The 18462-nt window shown below is 66.6% G+C and carries 18 protein-coding genes; 8 read left to right on the top strand and 10 right to left on the bottom strand.

The window, feature by feature from the left end:
• Positions 1–34 precede the first annotated feature (34 nt).
• A complete protein-coding gene (cphA, locus tag ACI1V7_RS01620; RefSeq protein WP_404530047.1) occupies positions 35–2605 on the top strand; it encodes a cyanophycin synthetase in 2571 nt (856 codons plus the stop codon).
• A 139-nt stretch (positions 2606–2744) separates the two neighbouring features.
• Here the strand turns inward: cphA and ACI1V7_RS01615 are convergent, their stop codons facing one another.
• On the bottom strand, positions 2745–3470 hold the full coding sequence (locus ACI1V7_RS01615) for a PEP-CTERM sorting domain-containing protein (protein WP_404530046.1): 726 nt from the start codon (positions 3468–3470) through the stop codon (positions 2745–2747).
• Between the two features lie 201 nt (positions 3471–3671).
• On the opposite strand from ACI1V7_RS01615, the gene ACI1V7_RS01610 reads away from it, so the two are divergent.
• From ACI1V7_RS01610 to ACI1V7_RS01595, 4 genes are all read left to right on the top strand, one after another.
• A complete protein-coding gene (locus ACI1V7_RS01610; protein WP_404530045.1) occupies positions 3672–4085 on the top strand; it encodes a hypothetical protein in 414 nt (137 codons plus the stop codon).
• Between the two features lie 73 nt (positions 4086–4158).
• Entirely contained in the window at positions 4159–4362 is a 204-nt protein-coding gene (locus ACI1V7_RS01605) for a hypothetical protein (RefSeq protein WP_404530044.1), read from the top strand.
• A 121-nt stretch (positions 4363–4483) separates the two neighbouring features.
• Positions 4484–7177, top strand: coding sequence for a DNA mismatch repair protein MutS (mutS, locus tag ACI1V7_RS01600; protein ID WP_404530043.1), 2694 nt, complete (start codon positions 4484–4486; stop codon positions 7175–7177).
• Entirely contained in the window at positions 7177–8190 is a 1014-nt protein-coding gene (locus tag ACI1V7_RS01595) for a hypothetical protein (protein WP_404530042.1), read from the top strand. Before mutS ends, ACI1V7_RS01595 begins: the two co-directional genes overlap by 1 nt.
• 54 nt (positions 8191–8244) lie before the next feature.
• Here ACI1V7_RS01595 and ACI1V7_RS01590 read toward each other — a convergent pair whose 3' ends face one another.
• The gene (locus ACI1V7_RS01590) at positions 8245–8790 is read right to left on the bottom strand and encodes an FKBP-type peptidyl-prolyl cis-trans isomerase (protein WP_404530041.1); all 546 of its coding nucleotides are present in this window, start codon (positions 8788–8790) and stop codon (positions 8245–8247) included.
• Between the two features lie 80 nt (positions 8791–8870).
• Between ACI1V7_RS01590 and ACI1V7_RS01585 the strand changes: the two genes are divergently transcribed.
• The 3 genes from ACI1V7_RS01585 to ACI1V7_RS01575 all read left to right on the top strand — a co-directional run bounded on the left by ACI1V7_RS01585 (position 8871) and on the right by ACI1V7_RS01575 (position 11045).
• Positions 8871–9992, top strand: a complete 1122-nt coding sequence (locus ACI1V7_RS01585) for a ribosomal protein uL16 3-hydroxylase (protein WP_404530040.1) — start codon at positions 8871–8873, stop codon at positions 9990–9992.
• 16 nt (positions 9993–10008) lie between these two features.
• Positions 10009–10488, top strand: coding sequence for a DUF7931 domain-containing protein (locus ACI1V7_RS01580; protein WP_404530039.1), 480 nt, complete (start codon positions 10009–10011; stop codon positions 10486–10488).
• Between the two features lie 275 nt (positions 10489–10763).
• Positions 10764–11045 (top strand): hypothetical protein, encoded by a 282-nt coding sequence (locus ACI1V7_RS01575; protein ID WP_404530038.1) that lies wholly within the window; start codon positions 10764–10766, stop codon positions 11043–11045.
• Between the two features lie 194 nt (positions 11046–11239).
• On the opposite strand, the gene bamC is transcribed toward ACI1V7_RS01575, so the two are convergent.
• The 8 genes from bamC to ACI1V7_RS01535 form a co-directional block, all read right to left on the bottom strand.
• A complete protein-coding gene (bamC, locus tag ACI1V7_RS01570) occupies positions 11240–12340 on the bottom strand; it encodes an NlpB/DapX family lipoprotein (protein ID WP_404530037.1) in 1101 nt (366 codons plus the stop codon).
• A gap of 62 nt (positions 12341–12402) precedes the next feature.
• Positions 12403–13296: a 4-hydroxy-tetrahydrodipicolinate synthase gene (gene dapA, locus ACI1V7_RS01565; RefSeq protein ID WP_404530036.1), complete on the bottom strand. Its 894-nt coding sequence runs from the start codon at positions 13294–13296 to the stop codon at positions 12403–12405.
• A gap of 63 nt (positions 13297–13359) precedes the next feature.
• Positions 13360–13929, bottom strand: coding sequence for a class I SAM-dependent methyltransferase (locus tag ACI1V7_RS01560; protein WP_404530035.1), 570 nt, complete (start codon positions 13927–13929; stop codon positions 13360–13362).
• A gap of 28 nt (positions 13930–13957) precedes the next feature.
• The gene (locus tag ACI1V7_RS01555) at positions 13958–14617 is read right to left on the bottom strand and encodes a site-2 protease family protein (RefSeq protein WP_404530034.1); all 660 of its coding nucleotides are present in this window, start codon (positions 14615–14617) and stop codon (positions 13958–13960) included.
• 214 nt (positions 14618–14831) lie between these two features.
• Positions 14832–15455: an L-threonylcarbamoyladenylate synthase gene (locus ACI1V7_RS01550; protein WP_404530033.1), complete on the bottom strand. Its 624-nt coding sequence runs from the start codon at positions 15453–15455 to the stop codon at positions 14832–14834.
• Positions 15456–15470: 15 nt separating this feature from the next.
• Positions 15471–16370 (bottom strand): protease HtpX, encoded by a 900-nt coding sequence (gene htpX / locus ACI1V7_RS01545; RefSeq protein ID WP_404530032.1) that lies wholly within the window; start codon positions 16368–16370, stop codon positions 15471–15473.
• 158 nt (positions 16371–16528) lie between these two features.
• A complete protein-coding gene (locus ACI1V7_RS01540; RefSeq protein ID WP_404530031.1) occupies positions 16529–17362 on the bottom strand; it encodes a 3',5'-nucleoside bisphosphate phosphatase in 834 nt (277 codons plus the stop codon).
• A 129-nt stretch (positions 17363–17491) separates the two neighbouring features.
• Positions 17492–18373: an alpha/beta fold hydrolase gene (locus ACI1V7_RS01535; protein ID WP_404530030.1), complete on the bottom strand. Its 882-nt coding sequence runs from the start codon at positions 18371–18373 to the stop codon at positions 17492–17494.
• Between the last annotated feature and the right edge of the window lie 89 nt (positions 18374–18462).

Below are 18462 nucleotides of genomic sequence, written 5' to 3'. Positions count from 1 at the left end.
GCACCGACAGATACGAACAAAGGATCATAGGTTTATGGAAGTATCACGCGTACGGGCCCTGCGCGGCCCCAATCTCTGGAGCCACCACACGTCGGTGGAAGCGATCGTTTCCTGCACGCCCGAGGAAGAGTCGATCAGCGCCCTGGCCGGCTTCGAGACGCGCCTGCGCGCCCTGTTCCCGGAAATCTGGCCGCTGCAGCCGACCGGCCACGACGACACCATCCCCCTGGCCCAGGTGCTGGAAGTGGCGGCCCTGGCGCTGCAGGCGCAGGCCGGCTGCCCCGTCACCTTCAGCCGCTCCACGGCCACCGTGGAGCCGGGCATCTACCAGGTCGTCGTCGAATACTCCGAGGAAGACGTGGGCCGCCTGGCCCTGAAGCTGGCCGAGCAGCTGTGCATCGCGGCGCGCGAGGACCAGCCGTTCGACCTCGAGGCGGCGCTGACGCAACTGCGCGACCTCGACGAGGACGTGCGCCTGGGCCCCTCCACGGGCTCCATCGTGCAGGCCGCCGTCGCGCGCGGCATCCCGTTCCGCCGCCTGACCGAAGGCAGCATGGTGCAATTTGGCTGGGGCAGCCGCCAGCGCCGCATCCAGGCCGCCGAGATCGACGCCACCGGCGCCATCGCCGAATCGATCGCCCAGGACAAGGAACTGACCAAGAAGCTGCTGCACGCGGCCGGCGTGCCGGTGCCGCTGGGCCGCTCCGTGTCCGATCCGGACGACGCCTGGGCCGCCGCGCTCGAAGTCGGCCTGCCCGTCGTGATCAAGCCGAAGGACGGCAACCAGGGCAAGGGCGTGACCGTCAACGTCACCACGCGCGAACAGCTGGACGCTGGCTTTGCCGCCGCTTCCGAGTTCCGCGAAGACATCATGGTCGAAAAATACCTGCCGGGCCACGACTACCGCCTGCTCGTCATCGGCAACAAGCTGATCGCCGCCGCGCGCCGCGATCCGCCGCACGTGGTCGGCGACGGCAAGCACACGGTGCGCCAGCTGGTCGAGGAGGTCAACAAGGACCCGCGCCGCGGCAGCGGCCACGGCACGGCGTTGACCAAGATCCGCTTCGACGACATCGCCCTCGCCGCCCTGACGAAGCAGGGCCTGGACGCGGAATCGGTGCCCGCGAAGGGCCAGCGCGTCACGCTGCGCAACAACGCCAACCTGTCCACGGGCGGCTCGGCCACCGACGTGACGGATGACGTCCACCCGGACGTGGCGGCGCGCTGCATCGCCGCCGCCCACATGGTCGGCCTGGACATCTGCGGCGTCGACCTGGTGTGCGACAGCGTCCTGAAACCGATCGAGGAACAGCATGGCGGCATCGTCGAGGTGAACGCCGCGCCGGGCCTGCGCATGCACATCTCGCCATCGTTCGGCAAGGGCCGCGCCGTCGGCGAAGCGATCATGGACACGCTGTACGGTCCGGGCGACGACGGCCGCATCCCGGTCGTCGCCGTGACGGGCACCAACGGCAAGACCACGACCGTGCGCCTGATCGCGCACCTGCTGGCCAGCTCCGGCCTGCGCACCGGCATGACGAATACGGATGGCGTCTACATCCAGGGCCGCCGCATCGACAGCGGCGACTGCAGCGGTCCGCGCAGCGCCCGCAACGTGCTGATGCACCCGGACGTCGACGCCGCCGTGTTCGAGACGGCGCGCGGCGGCATGCTGCGCGAAGGCCTCGCCTTCGACCGCTGCCAGGTCGCCGTGGTGACGAACATCGGCGCCGGCGACCACCTGGGCCTGAACTACATCACGACGCTGGAAGACCTGGCGGTCCTGAAGCGCGTGATCGTGCAGAACGTGGCGCCGGGCGGCATGGCCGTGCTGAACGCGGCCGACCCGATCGTGGCCGCGATGGCCGAAAACACCCGCGGTGACGTCACCTACTTCGCCAAGGACTGCTCGCTGCCGCTGATGCAGAAGCACCGCGCCGCCGGCCGCCGCATCGTCTACGTCGACAACGGCTACCTGGTGGCCGTGCAGGGCACGTTCGAGGAGCGCGTGGCGCTGACGGAAGTGCCCATCACCCGCGGCGGCGTGGTCGGCTTCCAGGTCGAGAACACGCTGGCCGCCGTGGCCGCAGCCTGGGCCACGGGCATTTCGTGGGATGCGATCCGCCTGGGCCTGAAGACCTTCGTGGGCGAGAGCGACAACGCGCCGGGCCGCTTCAACGTGTTCGACTACAAGGGCGCCACCGTGATCGCCGACTACGGCCACAACCCGGACGCGATCCAGGCCCTCGTGAACGCCGTCGAATCGATGCCGGCCAAGCGCCGCTCGGTGGTGATCTCCGGCGCCGGCGACCGCCGCGACGAGGACATCCGCGACCAGACCCGCATCCTGGGCCGCGCCTTCGACGACGTGCTGCTGTACGAAGACCAGTGCCAGCGCGGCCGCACCGAAGGCGAAGTCGTCGCGCTGCTGCGCCAGGGCCTGGCCGATGCCACCCGCACGACCCACATCGACGAGATCAAGGGCGAGTTCGTCGCCATCGACAAGGCGCTGGCGCGACTGCAGCCGGGCGATTTGTCCCTGATCCTGATCGACCAGGTCGACGAGGCGCTGGCGCACATCGCCAAGCGCGTGGCCGAAGCGTAAGCACAGAGGTTACCAGCCCCTCAAAACCGTCGTCCCTGCGCAGGCAGGGACCCAAGTTCTGCTTGCGTTATCGAGACGCTTGCAAGATTGGGTCTCTGCCTGCGCAGGGACGACGTTTGTTGATGGGCTGCTGGCGCGATCAGCGACGGCGTCGCGCCACCCCCACTCCCGCCAGCCCCAACCCCAGCAAGGCCAGCGACCCCGGTTCCGGCACCGGATTCGGCTCCGTGCCCGGATCGGTCGGGTCGGTCGGATCCGTCGGATCGTCCGGATCGTCCGGGTCGGGACCCGGCCCCGGACCATTGCCCGGTCCATTGATCTCCAGTACCGAGCTGAAATACTCGAGCGGATCGCCGAAGCCCGTGTCGCCGATGGTCAGGATCCAGTCGCCGAACATGTCGATGCCGTCGAAGGCGCTGAGCAGGTCGACGGGCTTGAACGACCCTTGTGTCCCATTGCCGTCGTTGACCGCCCGGTCGCCGACCGTCATCGTGGCCTCGTCGTCGAACATCACGGAGATGACGCCGGTACCGTTACCCGTGTTGTTGTAGGTGCCCGGCCGCACCAGGTCGATGATGATGCCCGTCGGCGAAGTCAGGGTGAAAAAGATCTCGTCGTCGAACGAGCCCGTATTGCTGACGCACTGCGTGCCGCCCTGGACGCCCGGGTCGTCGCACTTGGCGAAGGTGACGGTGAAGTTGACGTCGCTGACGGTGCCGTGCTGACCGATGGACAGGATGCGCGTCGCCGTGTCGCCATCGACGAAGGCATAGCCGGCATCGGTCCCGAGGACCGCCGCCTGAGCATTGAAGCCGAGGCCCGCTATCAATGCTGCGACGGCAGTCCTGATACGTGTCATAGTCATTCCCTGCTCCTTGTATTATTTGCAATAACCTTGATTGCAAACATCGTGCCAGTGAAGAAAAATCAAAACAAATCAAAGGAGTAGGGAAACTTTCCGCATCGAACTGTAAATTACGTCGACATGGCGGACGGCCGGTCGCTACGTTAGGCAGCGAACGTGGCTGCCCCGCGTTCTGACATAGTATGGAGAATCGCGCCACCCATGCAGAGCCGCGGCGCCGCCAGCATCCCATCCGACAACGGTGCGACCATGACCCTCGACCAGCACACGCAGCCCCCTTCCGACGATCCGGCCTCGGAGATGCCGTTCCGGCGCCTGCTGTACCGGTTCCTCTTCTTCGACTGGCTGTTCCGCGACGTCAGCGCCGCCCGCGATCGCATCGAGCGCCACGCTGCCCGCCAGCACAACCGCAAGATGAGCCGCTACCTGCCCGTCTACCTGCGCCGCTGGTCCTTCCTGACCGCCTTCGATTTCGCGCTGGGCGTGCTGTTCGAGAAAGTGCTGCAGGCGGGCCTGCTGTCGGCGTGGTTCTTTACCTGGTCGTGCGTGACGCTGACGGGGATGGTGGTGATTACCGTCGCCTGGCTCATCCTCAACCATGCCCGACTGTCATGATGCGCTTGAGATTTTTTAATTAATCGAACAAACAAATGCAGGAAGATTTCCTCTTAAACCATGGAGGAAACGCATGACATTCTTGTATATACCGGATCACGGCGTGCCCCAGCGGGCCCTGGGCGAACGGCGCGTCGACCGCGAGACGGCCGCGACGATCGACGCCGTGCTGCGCACGCCCGGCCCCAAGGCGGCGGCACATGCGCTGGCGCGCCACAATATCGACATGATGATGGCGGTGCGGCTGGTGGCCTCGCCGCAACGGCGGCGGGAATAGCCGCACCGCACCGCGTTCGTGTGGCGCTGATCGATACGGCCGGGCTGCCCGCCGGCCATCGATCGCGGTAAAATGGCGGCCCTGGCAAGACCTTTCTTCCTTGCCTACTCGAATCGACCACATGAACGTCCCACGCGAAATCAGTGCCGACGCGGCGAAACGCCTCGCGACCGAAAAGCACACGCCCATGATGCAGCAATACCTGCGCATCAAGGCCGACTATCCCACCATGCTCGTCTTCTACCGCATGGGCGACTTCTACGAGCTGTTCTACGAAGACGCGGAAAAGGCCTCGCGCATCCTGGGCATCACGCTGACGGCACGCGGCGCCTCGGGCGGCAATCCGATCAAGATGGCGGGCGTGCCGTTCCACTCGCTGGATCCCTACCTGGCCAAGCTCGTCAAGCTGGGCGAGTCGTGCGCGATCTGCGAGCAGATCGGCGATCCGGCCCTGTCGAAAGGTCCCGTGGAGCGCAAGGTCGTGCGCGTCGTCACGCCGGGCACGCTGACGGATTCGGACCTGCTGCCGGAAAAGGCCGAGCGTCCGCTGCTGGCCGTGTGCACCGTCGCCAACCGCAAGGTCGTCACGACGGGCCTGGCCTGGCTGTCGCTGGCCAGCGGTGCGCTGCGCCTGATGGAATTCGCGGGCGATGCGCGCGTGGCCGCCACCCGCCTCGTGCAGGAACTCGAACGCATCGCGCCGGCCGAGGTGCTGCGCGCCGATGCCGATGCGGACATGTTCGAAGCCAGCCCCGTCGGCCATACGGCGCGCGTGCCCGAGTGGCATTTCGACGTCGTCCACGGCCACAAATCGCTGCTGGACCAGCTGGGCGTCGCAACCCTGTCCGGCTTCGGCGCGGACGGCATGGGCGCCGCGTTCGGCGCGGCCGGCGCGCTGCTGCGCTATGCCCAGTCGACGCAGGGACGCGGCCTGCAGCACGTGAAGAGCCTGTCGGTGGAATCGGAGAGCGAATTCATCGGCCTGGACGCCGCCACGCGCCGCAACCTGGAGCTGACGGAAACGATCCGCGGCCACGAATCGCCCACGCTGTTCTCGCTGCTGGACGGCTGCCGCACGGCGATGGGATCGCGCCTGCTGCGCCACTGGATCCACCACGCCAGGCGCGACCAGTCCGTGGCGCGCTCGCGCCACGAGGCGATCGGCGCACTGGCCCTGCACGAGGCGGCGCACGACCTGGCCGCCACGCTGACCCACGTGCCGGACGTCGAGCGCATCACGACGCGCATTGCGTTGCAGACGGCGCGCCCGCGCGACCTGGCCAGCCTGCGCGAGGGCCTGAAGCAGTTGCCGGCCCTGCGCGAACAAGTGGCGCGCTGCTTCATCCCGGGCGACTCCTGCCTGCTGCGCGACATCCACGACGCGCTCGCCATTCCCGAGGACTGCCTGGACCTGCTGGTGCGCGCCGTCGCCGAGGAACCGGCGGCCATGGTGCGCGACGGCGGCGTGTTCGCGCGCGGCTTCGATGCGGAGCTGGACGAACTGCGCGCGCTGTCGGAGAACGCGGGCCAGTTCCTCGTCGACCTGGAGACGCGCGAGCGCGCCCGTACCGGCATCGCCAACCTGCGCGTCGAGTACAACCGGGTGCACGGCTTCTACATCGAGGTCACCAACGGCCAGGCGGACAAGGTGCCGGAAGACTACCGCCGCCGCCAGACGCTGAAGAACTGCGAGCGCTACATCACGCCGGAACTGAAGGCCTTCGAGGACAAGGCCCTGTCCGCGCAGGACCGGGCCCTCGCGCGCGAAAAACTGCTGTACGACCTGCTGCTGAGCGACCTGGCGCCGCACATCGGCTGCCTGCAGCGCATCGCCGCGGGCATCGCCCAGATCGATGCGCTGACCGCGCTGACGGGCCACGCCGTGCGCAACAACTGGTGCGCGCCGCAGCTGGTGCAGGATCCTTGCCTCACCATCGTCGAGGGCCGCCACCCGGTGGTCGAACAGCAGATCGAGCGCTTCATCGCCAACGACTGCCGGTTGTCGAACGACCGCCGCCTGCTGCTCATCACGGGCCCCAACATGGGCGGTAAATCGACCTTCATGCGCCAGGTCGCCCTGATCACGCTGCTGGCCTACATCGGCAGCTACGTGCCCGCGGCCAGCGCGACGATCGGCCCGATCGACCGCATCTTCACCCGCATCGGCGCGTCCGACGACCTGGCCAACGGCCGCTCGACCTTCATGGTCGAGATGACGGAGTCGGCCACCATCCTGAACGGCGCCACCGAGCAGTCGCTGGTGCTGATGGACGAAGTGGGCCGCGGCACCTCCACGTTCGACGGCCTGGCGCTGGCCTGGGCGATCGCGCGCCACCTGATCGACGCGAGCCGCAGCTTCACCTTGTTCGCGACCCACTACTTCGAACTGACCCAGCTGCCGGAAGCGCATCCGAGCGCCGTCAACGTGCACCTGTCGGCCGTCGAGCACAAGGACAGCATCGTGTTCCTGCACGCCGTGCAGGACGGCCCGGCCTCGCAGAGCTACGGCCTGCAGGTCGCGCAGCTGGCCGGGGTGCCGCCGGCCGTGATCCGGGCCGCGCGCAAGCACCTGGCGCGGCTGGAATCGCAGGCGCTCGACGCGACGCCGCAGCTGGACCTGTTCGCGCCGGCGCAAACGGACGATGCGGCCGACGATGCCCTGGAGGCTGCCGATGCCGATGCCGCTCCGGCGCCGCTGACGGCCAGCGTGCCCTCCCCCGCGCTCGCGCTGCTGGACGACATCGATCCGGACGCCTTGACCCCGCGCGAGGCGCTCGAGCGCCTGTACGAGCTCAAGCGCCTGGCCGCCGGCTGATGCGCCAGCGCCGCCCATTCGTCCGACTGGCCGCCCTGCTGGGCGTGGCCCTGCTCGCCGCCGGCGCGTTCGCCGCCGGCGACGGCAAGCAGGACGACCATGGAGCGGCGCACCGCTTCGCCGTCATCGGCCACGGTGCGGCGGACGGCGGCGACAAGCGCCTGAAGCAGGCGCTCGACGACAACGACGGCAAGGACGTGGCCTTCCTCGTCGTCACCGGCATCAAAGGCACGGCCGAACCGTGCAGCGACAAGCTGTACCAGCAGCGGCGCGAGCTGGTCGAGGCGGCACGGCGCCCCGTCGTCGTGCTGCCGGCCGGCAGCGACTGGACCGAATGCCGCAACAGCGCCGGCCGCACCAACGCCATCGAACGCCTGAACCGCATCCGCGAGCTGTACTACGGCGAACCGTCGGCGCTGGGCGCGCACAAGCTGTCGCTGACGCGCCTGTCGACGAGCCCGCGCTTTCGCAGCTATGCGGAAAACGCCCACTGGTCGGTGGGCAAGGTGCTGTATGCCACCGTCAATATGCCGGCCGATAACAACCACTACCTGACGGCGGCCGGCCGCAACAGCGAATACGAGGACCGCCTCGTCGCCAACCGGTTCTGGCTGAACCGCCTGTTCACGATCGCCAGGCGCGACCAGCTGGAAGCGCTGGTGCTGTTTTCGGAAGGCGACCTGAAGGCCTTTTCCCAGCCGACGGGCTTGCGCGCCCTGCTACGCAGCGCCATGCCGGAAAACGATGGTTTCGCCGAGACGCGGCGGCAAGTGCTGACGCTGGCGCAGAAATTCCGCGGCAAGGTGCTGCTGGTCGACAGCGGACGGCTGGCCAAGGGCGTGAAGCCGGCGATCGAATGGCAGGGGAATGTGGGACACCTGTCGGTGGGCGCGCAGGCGGTCGAGGTAGCGGTCGATCCGGCGAACCGGGCGCTGTTCAAGGTCGACAAGGGGATGGATGGGAAGAAGGAAGACCATCCGAAGGCGGAGAGCCTGAAAACAGGCAAGAAGTAACCCCGTCGTCCCTGCCTGCGCAGGGACGACGGTGCTCGTGTTCCGTACTACGTATTACTGCAGCGGCTGGCTACGGAAATGATCGCCCGGCTCGCTGTCCTCGATCTCGTCATGCGCGTGGCCATGGTGGCCGTGGGCGCCATGCACGTGGCCGTGGGCCACTTCTTCCGCGGTTGCTTCGCGCACGTCGATCACCGACAGTTCGAAGCGCAGCGCCATGCCGGCCAGCGGGTGATTGCCGTCGAGGACGACCTTGTCGTCGGCGATCTCGGTCACGGTGAAGATGACGGGCTCGTCGTCGCCGCCCTCGGCCATGCCTTCGAACTGCATGCCGACTTCGATCGGTTCCGGCAGGCGCTTGCGGTCCTCGACCTTCACCAGGTTCGGGTCGTAGTCGCCGAACGCATCGTCCGGCTCGATCTGGATGGTCGACGTGTAGCCCACATCCTTGCCATCCAGCTCTTCTTCGATCTTCGGCAGCGTATTCTCGTAACCACCGTGCAGGTAGACCATCGGCTGGGCGCCGTCTTCGATCAGGTTGTTCTGGGCGTCGGACAACTTGTAGTTCACCGACACAACCGTGTTCTTGGCAATCTTCATTGCGCTTCCTTTCGTGGGTAAGGGTCCGATTATACCCCCATCACCGTTTTTCCCCGCCCCGCCCATGGGTATAATGACGCATGCAAAAACTTCAGCTCCTCGGGAATATCACGCCCGCCCAGTTCCTGCGGGATTACTGGCACAAGAAACCGCTCCTGATCCGCCAGGCGATCCCCAACTTCAAGCCGCTGCTCAAGTTCGAGAAACTCGCCGAACTGGCCCGGCAGAACCACGTCGAGTCGCGCCTCGTCACGCTGGCCGACGGCCAATGGGACATGCAGCACGGTCCGCTGACCGAACTGCCGCCGCGTACCCAGCGCGAATGGACGATGCTGGTGCAAGGCATCAACCTGCACGAGCCGAAGGCGGACGCGCTGCTGCGCCAGTTCCGCTTCGCGCCGGATGCGCGCCTGGACGACCTGATGGTCAGCTTCGCCACCGACGGCGGCGGCGTCGGCCCGCACTTCGATTCCTACGACGTGTTCCTGCTGCAGGCGCAGGGCAAACGCCGCTGGCGCATCGGCGCGCAGCAGGACCTGACGCTGGTCGAAGGCCTGCCCCTGAAGATCCTGGCGAACTTCGAACCGGAAGAAGAATTCGTGCTCGAGCCGGGCGACATGCTGTACCTGCCGCCGCACTACGCCCACGACGGCGTGGCCGAGGGCGAGTGCATGACCTACTCGATCGGCTTCCGCTCGCCCTCGTTCCAGGAACTGGGCGAAGCCTTCCTGCAATTCATGGCCGACTCGATCGACCTGCCGGGCCGCTATGCCGACCCGCACCTGACGCCGGCCAAGAACCCGGCCGAGATCCCGCGCGACATGCTCGCCACCGTCACCGAAGAGCTCAACAAGGTGCGCTGGGACGAGGAAGACGTCACCATCTTCCTGGGCGAACACCTGTCCGAGCCGAAGCACAATGTGTTCTTCACCCCGGTGGCCAAGCCGCTGCCGGTGGGCCGTTTCATGGAACAGGCGGCCAAGCGCGGCCTGCAACTGTCGCCCAAGACGCTGATGCTGTACCGCGGCAAGCACGTGTTCATCAACGGCGAATCGTTCGCCGTGGGCCGGGCCGACAAGGCCGTGCTGGACGTGCTGGCCAACGAGCGCGGCCTGGACGGCGCCCTGCTCGACCAGGCGTCGGACGACGTGCTGGAAGCCTTGTACACCTGGTACTCGGACGGCTGGCTCGAGCTGGGCTAACAGGGACAGGGCGAAGATGGCCGCGCCGGCGCTCCAGCGTTTCGATACCCGCGCCGCGTTCCAGGACCAGCTGCGCGCGGCATTCGCGCGCTCGCGCGCCACGCTCGACCTGTTCGATCCGGACTGTTCGCTGTTCCTGCTCGGCGCGCCGGACGTCGACGCGGAATTGCGCCGTTTCCTGCGCGGCGGCGGCCAGTTGCGCGTTGCCGTGCACTCGACGGCCTGGCTGGAACGGCACGCACCCCGCTTCCCCCGGCTGCTGCACGATTTTTCCCACGCCGTCGCTTGCCGGACGACGCCGCGCCACCTGCGCCAGCTGACCGATTCCTTCTGTCTCGCCGGCGATATGCACGTCGTGCGCCGCTTTCACAGTGCGCACCTGCGGGGCCAAGCAGCCTTTGACGCGCCGCAAGAAACAGAAGTTCCACGCACACGTTTCACGGCCATCTGGAGCGAATCGCAACCCGGTTTGCAGGCGTCCGTGACGGGTCTCTGAGCACTGCCTTTTTGCAATTTTTCCTATGAAAAACAGCATCTAAGCAGCGGTCACATCTTGTAACAATATGAAGCTTGGGTGTTCGGGCAATAGTTACAGCTTGACACGAGTTTTCTATTGCGATTCAGTAAATTTGGCTATAATATCGGGCTAGGAAGGTTCCCGTTGTCTGTAGGCACTTTTATCAAAGTATGAATAGCCACGAGAATTCCTGACGAGCGATAATTACCGGTAATTATTCATCGCACCACCTTTTGAATATTAAGGAAAAAACCATGAAAAAATCTCTGCTGATCGTTTCCCTGCTGGCTGTTGCCCTGGCTGCTTGCTCGAAGAAAGAAGAAGCTGCTCCGGCCGCTCCGGCTGCTGAAACCGCTGCTCCGGCTGCTCCGGCTGCTGACACCACCGCTGCTCCGGTCGCTCCGGCTGCTGACGCAACCGCACCGGCATCGCCGGCTGCTGCTGACGCTGCTGCTTCGGCCGCTTCGGCTGCTGCTTCGGCTGCTTCGGCTGCTGCTGACGCTGCTTCGGCTGCTGCTGCTCCGGCAACCAAGTAATTCGACCCCGGTCGATGAAAGAACCGGCCTTCGGGCCGGTTTTTTTTCGCCCCTGCGTTTGGCACGGCGGGGCACGTGCTGCCACCCTACGCGATGGCCGCGCTATCGTAGGGTGGGCATCACATGCCCACCGCGTTCCGCCAATAAAAAACCGGCCTCGAAGGCCGGTTTTTTTCTTTCGGACAGTACCGAGCTTATTTCAGCTCGTCCGCCAGCAGCTTCAGGATCTTGGCGCCGGTCGCCGAGGTTTCCGGCTTGCCGTCGTTGGTCTGGACGGTCACGTCGCTGGTGCTGGCACCCTGCACGGTCGACACGAGGACGCGGTACTTCTGCGCTTCCTTGTTCTTGTCTTCGTTGCCGAACAGTTTGCTGAAGAAGCCTTCCTTCTTGACCGCGTCCGGATCGACGTAGCGCACGAAATAAATGCCCTGCACGCGGTCGCGGTCTTCCACGGTGAAGCCGACGCGGTCCAGCGCCAGGCCGACACGGCGCCAGGCGCGATCGAAGCCCTCGTCCACGACGACCTTGTTGCCGTCCAGCTTGGCGTGCTGGGCTTCCAGCGGCGCGTTGGCGACGAAGGCGCTGGCTTCCTTGACCTTGGTGCCGGTCAGCTGGGCCATCAGGCGGCTCAGGAATTCGGCTTCCAGTTCCGGATCGTTCGGGCGCGCGGTCCAGGTGGTCGATTCGTTCTGCGTGCCGACCAGTTTTTCCTCGGCGCCGCGGTGGCTGATGTAGACCTCGGTCGAGCCGTCCGCGCGGCGCTCCAGGCGCGTGCGGAACTTGTCGCGTTCGCCCGTCGAGTAGGCCGAGTCGAACACCTTGCCGATCGTGCGGCGGATGAAGTCCTGAGGAATCTTCGCGCGGTTCTCGGCCCAGTTCGTTTCCATGATGCCGGTCTGCTGCGACTCGGTTTCCACGGTGAAGCCGGAGTTGGCCCAGAATTCCTGCAGCTGCGGCCACAGTTGTTCCGGCGTCTGCTTGACGACGAGCCAGCGCTGGTTGCCCTGGCGCTCGATGCGCACGGCCTCGGTCGACACCTGGCCGACCTGCTCGCTGGCCGCCGGCAGGCCCGGCGCCTGGGCGCTGTGCTGCTGCTGGTAGCCGGAGGCGGTGGCGACGCCGCGGCCATCCGGCACGGCATAGCGGTTATCCTTCTGGAGCTGGGTCAGGTCGGGCGGGATGTCCAGCGGGGCGGCCTTCTTCGCGGCCTTGTAATCCACTTTGTCCGATTCGAACACGGTCGTGCACGCTGCCAGGCTGAGTGCCATGGCGGTCAGCGCCACGGTGCGGGTCATAGTCTTGCGATTGGTCATATGTTAAAGCGGGTAAGGCAGATCCAGGGTCCGGAGACCGTTCATCAAAGGACGCCGGCTTCGCGCAGTGCGGCGCGGACCGTGTCGTGGTATTGCGCCGACAGCGGCGCCAGCGGCAGGCGCAGGCCGGCAGGCATCTTGCCCATCTCGGCCAGGGCCCATTTCACCGGCACCGGGTTCGGCTCGATGAACAGCTTGCCGTGCAGCGACAGCACGCGGTTGTTGATTTCCGTGGCGCGGCCGATCTGGCCCGCCATCGCGGCCTCGCACAGCTCGTGCATGGCGCGCGGGGCCACGTTGGCCGTCACCGAGATATTGCCGGCGCCGCCGCAGAACATCAGCGCGATCGCGGTCGCGTCGTCGCCCGAGTACACGCCGAACGGCTTGTTGCCGGCGAAGGAACGGTCGACTTCGCGCAGCAGCTCGATGCCGCGGCCGATGTTGCCGGTCGCATCCTTGATGCCGACGATATTGTCGATCGGCGCCAGGCGCAGCACCGTCTCGTTGCTCATGTCGGCCACGGTACGGCCCGGCACGTTGTACAGGATCACCGGCAGGTCGACCGCTTCCGCGATCGCCTTGAAGTGGCGGTACATGCCTTCCTGGGTCGGCCGGTTGTAGTACGGGACCACCTGCAGGGTGGCGTCCGCGCCCACGTCCTTGGCATGGCGGGTCAGCGCGATCGCTTCTGCGGTGGAATTGCCGCCGGTACCGGCGATCACCGGGATGCGGCCGGCGACGTGATCGACCGCCAGCTTGACCAGTTCGCAGTGCTCCTCCGGGCTGACGGTGGCCGACTCGCCCGTGGTGCCGACGATGACGATGCCGTCCGTGCCTTCCGCGACGTGCCAGTCGATCAGCTTGCGCAGGGTGTCCCTGTCCAGACTGCCGTCCTCGAACATCGGAGTGACGAGTGCTACTATGCTGCCCTTAATCATATCTCTGGACCGTGCCATTAATAAATAAAAATTGGATTGTAGCGGATAGCCCGCGGTTATGGTTCATTCCACGCCAGATAAATGGTCGAGCCGGGCCGCCGCCGGGTCGAAGCCCTGGCCGACGGCGCACAAGCGCTGCAGGCGCGCCGGGCGCGGCCCTTGCACCACCCCATCCTCGAACGCGACGACGCGCAGGCCGCCCCGTCCGGCCAGGCCGAGCAACTCGCCCGGCATGAGCAGGAAGTCAGGATTCGACGGCTTGCCGAAGGTTTCGTTCCCACGCGCGAAGGTTTCGTAGATCAGCACGCCGTCCGGCGCCAGCGAGGCCGCCAGCGCCCCGAACAGCGGACGGTGCAGGTAATTCGTGACGACGATGCCGGCCAGGCTGCGCGGCGCGAAGGGCCACGGGTTGCCGGGCGCCTCGACGTCGTACTCGATGGGTTCGATGTTCTCGCCCGCCGCGGCGGCCAGGGCCTCGCGGTCGCGGTCGAGCGCGATCACGACGTGGCCCAGCGACGCCAGCAGGCGCGCGTGGCGGCCGTTGCCGCAGGCCAGGTCGAGCACTTCGCCCTGCCTGATCAGCGGGGCCCAGCGCCGTACCCAGGGCGATGCGTCTTCGAAACGATGGTCCATGGCCGTCTCCCGATGCGCGCGCTGCCGCTCAGCTGCCGCCCACGAGGGCCAGCAGCGGCATGGCCAGCAGCCGCAGCCCGATGCCGGCCACCGTCTCGACGAAGAACAGCCAGTAGGTGACGACCTTCAGCAGGATCAGCGCCAGCAGGATCAGGAAGCCGTACGGCTCCAGGCGCGCGTACTGGTAGGCGGCCTTGTGCGGCAGCAGGCTGAACACGATGCGGCCGCCGTCCATGGACGGGATCGGCAGCAGGTTGAACGCCATCAGCCACAGATTGGTCTTGATGCCGGCGCTGGCCACGAGGCTGGGAAAATCTTCCTGGACGTCGAACACGTGCAGGCAGATCGCCAGCAGCATCCACAGGAAGGCCATCAGGAAGTTGGCGCCCGGACCGGACAGGGCCACGAGGGCCATGTCGCGCTTCGGGTGCTTCATCTGGCCGTAGTTCAGCGGCAGCGGCTTGGCGTAGCCGAACACGAAGCTCGTCATCAGATACATGACGGCGGGAATGACGACGGTACCGATGGGATCGATGTGGGCCAGCGGATTCAGGGTAGTCCGGCCGGCGGCGTGGGCGGTATTGTCTCCGAGGCGGCGGGCGACGAATGCCTGGGCGGCATCGTGCATCGTGATCGCAAAGAGGACGGGAAGTGCGTAGACCGCTAGGTTGCGTATGAGTTCATCCATTCTGCGATTCTAACAGAGGGTGTGGTCGGGACAGCCAGAAGTGGTAAGTAAAAGCAACTAAAGAGCCACGTCGTTCCCGCGCAGGCGGGAACCCATGCCGAGCAACCGGATTCGCTATATCAAGGATGCCACTATCGTCCGGCAGGTCGACTTCGGCATATCCGCATGGATTCCCGCCTTCGCGGGAATGACGGTTTACTTTAGATATCGTGAGTTACAGTCCGAACACGGCCGGCCCCCCCCGCCCTTCGCGCAGCAGCGCCGGCTCGGGTCCCGTCAGGTCGACGATGGTGGTGGGCTCCAGCGTGCCGGCGCCGCCGTCGATCACCAGCTCGATCTGCTTGCCGAGGCGCTCCTGCACTTCCTCGGGGTCGGACAGCATGTGGTCGTCGCCGGGCAGCTGCAGCGTGGTGCCGATCAGCGGCTCTCCCACCTCGTCCAGCAGCGCCAGCAGGATCGTGTTTTCCGGCACGCGGATGCCGATCGTCTTGCGCTGCGGGTGGGACAGGCGGCGCGGCAGTTCGCGCGTCGCCTCCAGGATGATCGTGAACGGTCCCGGCGTGACGGCCTTCAGCTGGCGGTACTGCTGGTTGTCGACGCGCGCGTACAGGGCGATCTCGGACAGGTCGCGCACCAGCAGCGTCAGGTGGTGCTTCTCGTCGACGCCGCGGATGCGGCGCAGCCGCTCGACGGCCGCCTTGTCGTCGAGGCGGCACACGAGGGCATAGGCGGAGTCGGTGGGGGCGGCGACGATGCCGCCCGACTGGATGATCTGGGCCGCCTGGCGCAGCAGGCGCGGCTGGGGATTGTCGGGGTGGATCTCGAAATATTGGCTCATCGTATCGGTTGGCGCTCAACGCGCATAGTTGGTCTGGCGCAGCGCCTGCAGCGCCGCGATGCGTTCTTCCATCGGCGGGTGGGTGGCGAACAGCGCGCCCCAGCCGCCACCGCCGCCGGCAATGCCGGAAGCGGCCATCGATTGCGGCAGGCCGCCCGTGTGCAAGCCGCTCAGGCGCGCCAGCGCATGCTGCATCGGCACCGGGCTGCCCAGCAGGCGCGCCGAACCGGCGTCGGCACGGAACTCGCGCTGGCGCGAGAACCAGGCGACGATGACCGAGGCCAGCAGGCCGAACACGAGCTCGCAGACGAACACGGTGATCATGTAGCCGATGCCGGGACCGCGGTCGTCCTCGCCCTTGCGGAACAGCATATTGTCGACGAAGAAGCCGACCACGCGCGCCAGGAACACGACGAAGGTGTTCACCACGCCCTGGATCAGCGTGAGCGTGACCATGTCGCCGTTGGCGACGTGGGCGACCTCGTGGCCCAGCACGGCCTCGACCTCGTCGCGGTTCATGTTGGCGAGCAGGCCCGTGGACACGGCCACGAGGGCGGAATGCTTGAAGGCGCCCGTCGCGAAGGCATTCGGTTCACCCTCGTACACGGCCACTTCCGGCATGCCGATGCCGGCCCGCTCGGCCAGCGCGCGCACGGTATTCACCAGCCACAACTCGCTCGCATTGGCCGGCTGGTCGATGACGCGCGCGCCCGTCGACCACTTGGCCATGGGTTTGCTCATCAACAGGGAAATGATCGAGCCCGTAAAGCCGACGACCAGCGAGAACACCAGCAAGGCGGGCACGTTGATGCCGGCGCCGCTCACGGGACGCGCGACGCCCAGCAGGTTCAGCACGACCGACAGGACGAGCACCACCGCGAGGTTAGTGGCGAGGAACAGGACGATGCGTTTCATGGCGGCGACGCTCCGGACGAATACTGCTTATCAGACCGTCAAGATAAGGCCATGATGGACGAAATTCAAGCGATGATCGGCTTTGCGATTGGCTTTGTTAAGGTCGTTCCAAGCGCCAGAGCGTCGCCCCTGCGAAGGCAGGGGCCCAAGTTCGCTCGTTAAAACCAGTCGTGCCAGACGGGTTTCAGGTCCGCCGGCAGCGGCGGCAGCTTGTCGAATTCGACGCGCGCCTCGCCCGGCGCGTGGAAGTCGGTGCCGCGCGAGGCCAGGAAGCCGTAGCGGCGCGCCTTTTCGGCATAGATCGCGTACTGGTCCGGCGTGTGGCTGCCCGTGACGACCTCGATGGCGTTGCCGCCCAGCTGGCGGAATTCGTCGAACAGCGCGCCTTCCGCCGTTTCGTCGAAGCGGTAGCGGCCCGGGTGGGCGATCACGGGGATGCCGCCGGCGGCGCGGATCCAGCCCATCGCGTCGGCCAGCGTGGCCCAGCGGTGCGGCACGTAGCCGGGCCGGCCCTCGGTGAGGAATTTGCGGAATACTTCGGACGTCGTGTTGCAGGCGCCGATCTCGCACAGGTAGCGCGCGAAATGGGTGCGCGACAGCAGGTCCGGGTTGCCCACGTACTTGACGGCGCCCTCGTAGGCATTCGGAATGCCGGCGCGCTCGAGCTGGGCGGCGATCTCGCGGCCGCGCGCATCGCGGCCCGCGCGGGTGGCGGCCAGGCCGCGGTTGAGGATGGCGTTGTCCTCGTCGACCTGCAGGCCGACCAGGTGCACGGTCTCGTTCGCCCACGTGATCGAGATCTCGACGCCGGCCACGAAACGCATGCCCAGTTCCAGCGCCCGCGCGCGCGCGGCCTTGATGCCGCCGACCTCGTCGTGGTCGGTCAGCGCCCAGGCATCAACGCCACCCTTGCGGGCGTAGGCGGCCACGGCGGCAGGCGCGAGCACGCCGTCGGAAACGTTGGAATGGCAGTGAAGGTCGACTTTGAGCATGGATCACATTGTACGCGGAACGCAAAAACCGCGGACGGATTGCCAAGCATGCAATGGCTTCGTTGGACACCGGGGTCGTTCAACACCGGGGTCAGAGCCCCTTCGAAAAGCAACACCGGGCTCTGACCCCTAAGTGGTGGCGATGAAGTCCTCGATCATGCGCGCCAGCCGCTCGGGCTGGTCGTGGTGCAGCATGTGCCCGGCGTCCGGCATCATGTGCGGCGTCACGTTGCGCAGCATGCCCAGGCGCCGGTCGATCTCCGCGCGCGCCCCCTCCTTCGGCCCCATCCAGCGCCACATGTCCGTGTGCTCGGCCTCGACCCACAGCACGGGCGCCTCGATGCGGCGCCAGCACGCGAGCACTTCCTCGGCCTGGTACAGCAGCGGATTCGTGATCTTGTGCGCCGGGTCGCCCAGGATTTCCCACAGCCCCTCCCCGTTCCGGGCCGCCCAGTGTCCGGCCAGGAAGGCGGCGCGCGCGTTCGACAGGCGCGGATTGGTCTTCTGCAGGCGCACCGCCACCTCGCCCAGGTCGGCATAGCCGCGCATGGCCGGCGGCGTGCGCAGTTCGTCCAGCCACTTGGCATAGCGTCCCGGGGCCTGCTCCGGCCTGGTCGCCGGCAGGCCGAACCCTTCCAGGTTGATCAGGCGGGCGATGCGCGCGGGCCGCACGCCGGCGTACAGGCTGACGATATTGCCGCCCATGCTGTGGCCAAGCAGATTGACGGGCGCCTGGGGCGCGTAATGGTCGAGGATGGCTTCGAGGTCGGCGAGGTAGTCCGGATACCAGTAGGTGTCGCTGCCGGAACGTTCGGACAGGCCGAAGCCGCGCCAGTCCGGGGCGATCACGTGCCAGTTGCCCGCCAGCGCATCCACGACGAACTGGAACGAGGCCGACATGTCCATCCAGCCGTGCGCCATGAACAGCATCGGTGCGCCCTCGTCGCCCCAGTGGCGCACGTGCAGGCGCAGGCCGCGGACGGGAAGGAATTCGGAACGGGACGGTGTCATGGCGCTTTCTCGGCTCGCTAAAATAGTACGGTCGTTCGGATCGATTCGGATTATAAGCGCAAAGCTTGAATTCCCGGAGCACGGCCCCA

Origin of the sequence: Massilia paldalensis (assembly GCF_044901715.1) — a bacterium.
GTDB lineage: Bacteria > Pseudomonadota > Gammaproteobacteria > Burkholderiales > Burkholderiaceae_D > Telluria > Telluria paldalensis.
This window is presented reverse-complemented; position numbering and strand designations above follow the sequence as displayed.

Coding starts and splice junctions, on each gene's coding strand:
- cphA (WP_404530047.1), top strand. CDS start 35: ATGGAAGTATCACGCGTACGGGCCCTGCGCGGCCCCAATCTCTGGAGC.
- ACI1V7_RS01615 (WP_404530046.1), bottom strand. CDS start 3,470: ATGACTATGACACGTATCAGGACTGCCGTCGCAGCATTGATAGCGGGC.
- ACI1V7_RS01610 (WP_404530045.1), top strand. CDS start 3,672: ATGCAGAGCCGCGGCGCCGCCAGCATCCCATCCGACAACGGTGCGACC.
- ACI1V7_RS01605 (WP_404530044.1), top strand. CDS start 4,159: ATGACATTCTTGTATATACCGGATCACGGCGTGCCCCAGCGGGCCCTG.
- mutS (WP_404530043.1), top strand. CDS start 4,484: ATGAACGTCCCACGCGAAATCAGTGCCGACGCGGCGAAACGCCTCGCG.
- ACI1V7_RS01595 (WP_404530042.1), top strand. CDS start 7,177: ATGCGCCAGCGCCGCCCATTCGTCCGACTGGCCGCCCTGCTGGGCGTG.
- ACI1V7_RS01590 (WP_404530041.1), bottom strand. CDS start 8,790: ATGAAGATTGCCAAGAACACGGTTGTGTCGGTGAACTACAAGTTGTCC.
- ACI1V7_RS01585 (WP_404530040.1), top strand. CDS start 8,871: ATGCAAAAACTTCAGCTCCTCGGGAATATCACGCCCGCCCAGTTCCTG.
- ACI1V7_RS01580 (WP_404530039.1), top strand. CDS start 10,009: ATGGCCGCGCCGGCGCTCCAGCGTTTCGATACCCGCGCCGCGTTCCAG.
- ACI1V7_RS01575 (WP_404530038.1), top strand. CDS start 10,764: ATGAAAAAATCTCTGCTGATCGTTTCCCTGCTGGCTGTTGCCCTGGCT.
- bamC (WP_404530037.1), bottom strand. CDS start 12,340: ATGACCCGCACCGTGGCGCTGACCGCCATGGCACTCAGCCTGGCAGCG.
- dapA (WP_404530036.1), bottom strand. CDS start 13,296: ATGATTAAGGGCAGCATAGTAGCACTCGTCACTCCGATGTTCGAGGAC.
- ACI1V7_RS01560 (WP_404530035.1), bottom strand. CDS start 13,929: ATGGACCATCGTTTCGAAGACGCATCGCCCTGGGTACGGCGCTGGGCC.
- ACI1V7_RS01555 (WP_404530034.1), bottom strand. CDS start 14,617: ATGGATGAACTCATACGCAACCTAGCGGTCTACGCACTTCCCGTCCTC.
- ACI1V7_RS01550 (WP_404530033.1), bottom strand. CDS start 15,455: ATGAGCCAATATTTCGAGATCCACCCCGACAATCCCCAGCCGCGCCTG.
- htpX (WP_404530032.1), bottom strand. CDS start 16,370: ATGAAACGCATCGTCCTGTTCCTCGCCACTAACCTCGCGGTGGTGCTC.
- ACI1V7_RS01540 (WP_404530031.1), bottom strand. CDS start 17,362: ATGCTCAAAGTCGACCTTCACTGCCATTCCAACGTTTCCGACGGCGTG.
- ACI1V7_RS01535 (WP_404530030.1), bottom strand. CDS start 18,373: ATGACACCGTCCCGTTCCGAATTCCTTCCCGTCCGCGGCCTGCGCCTG.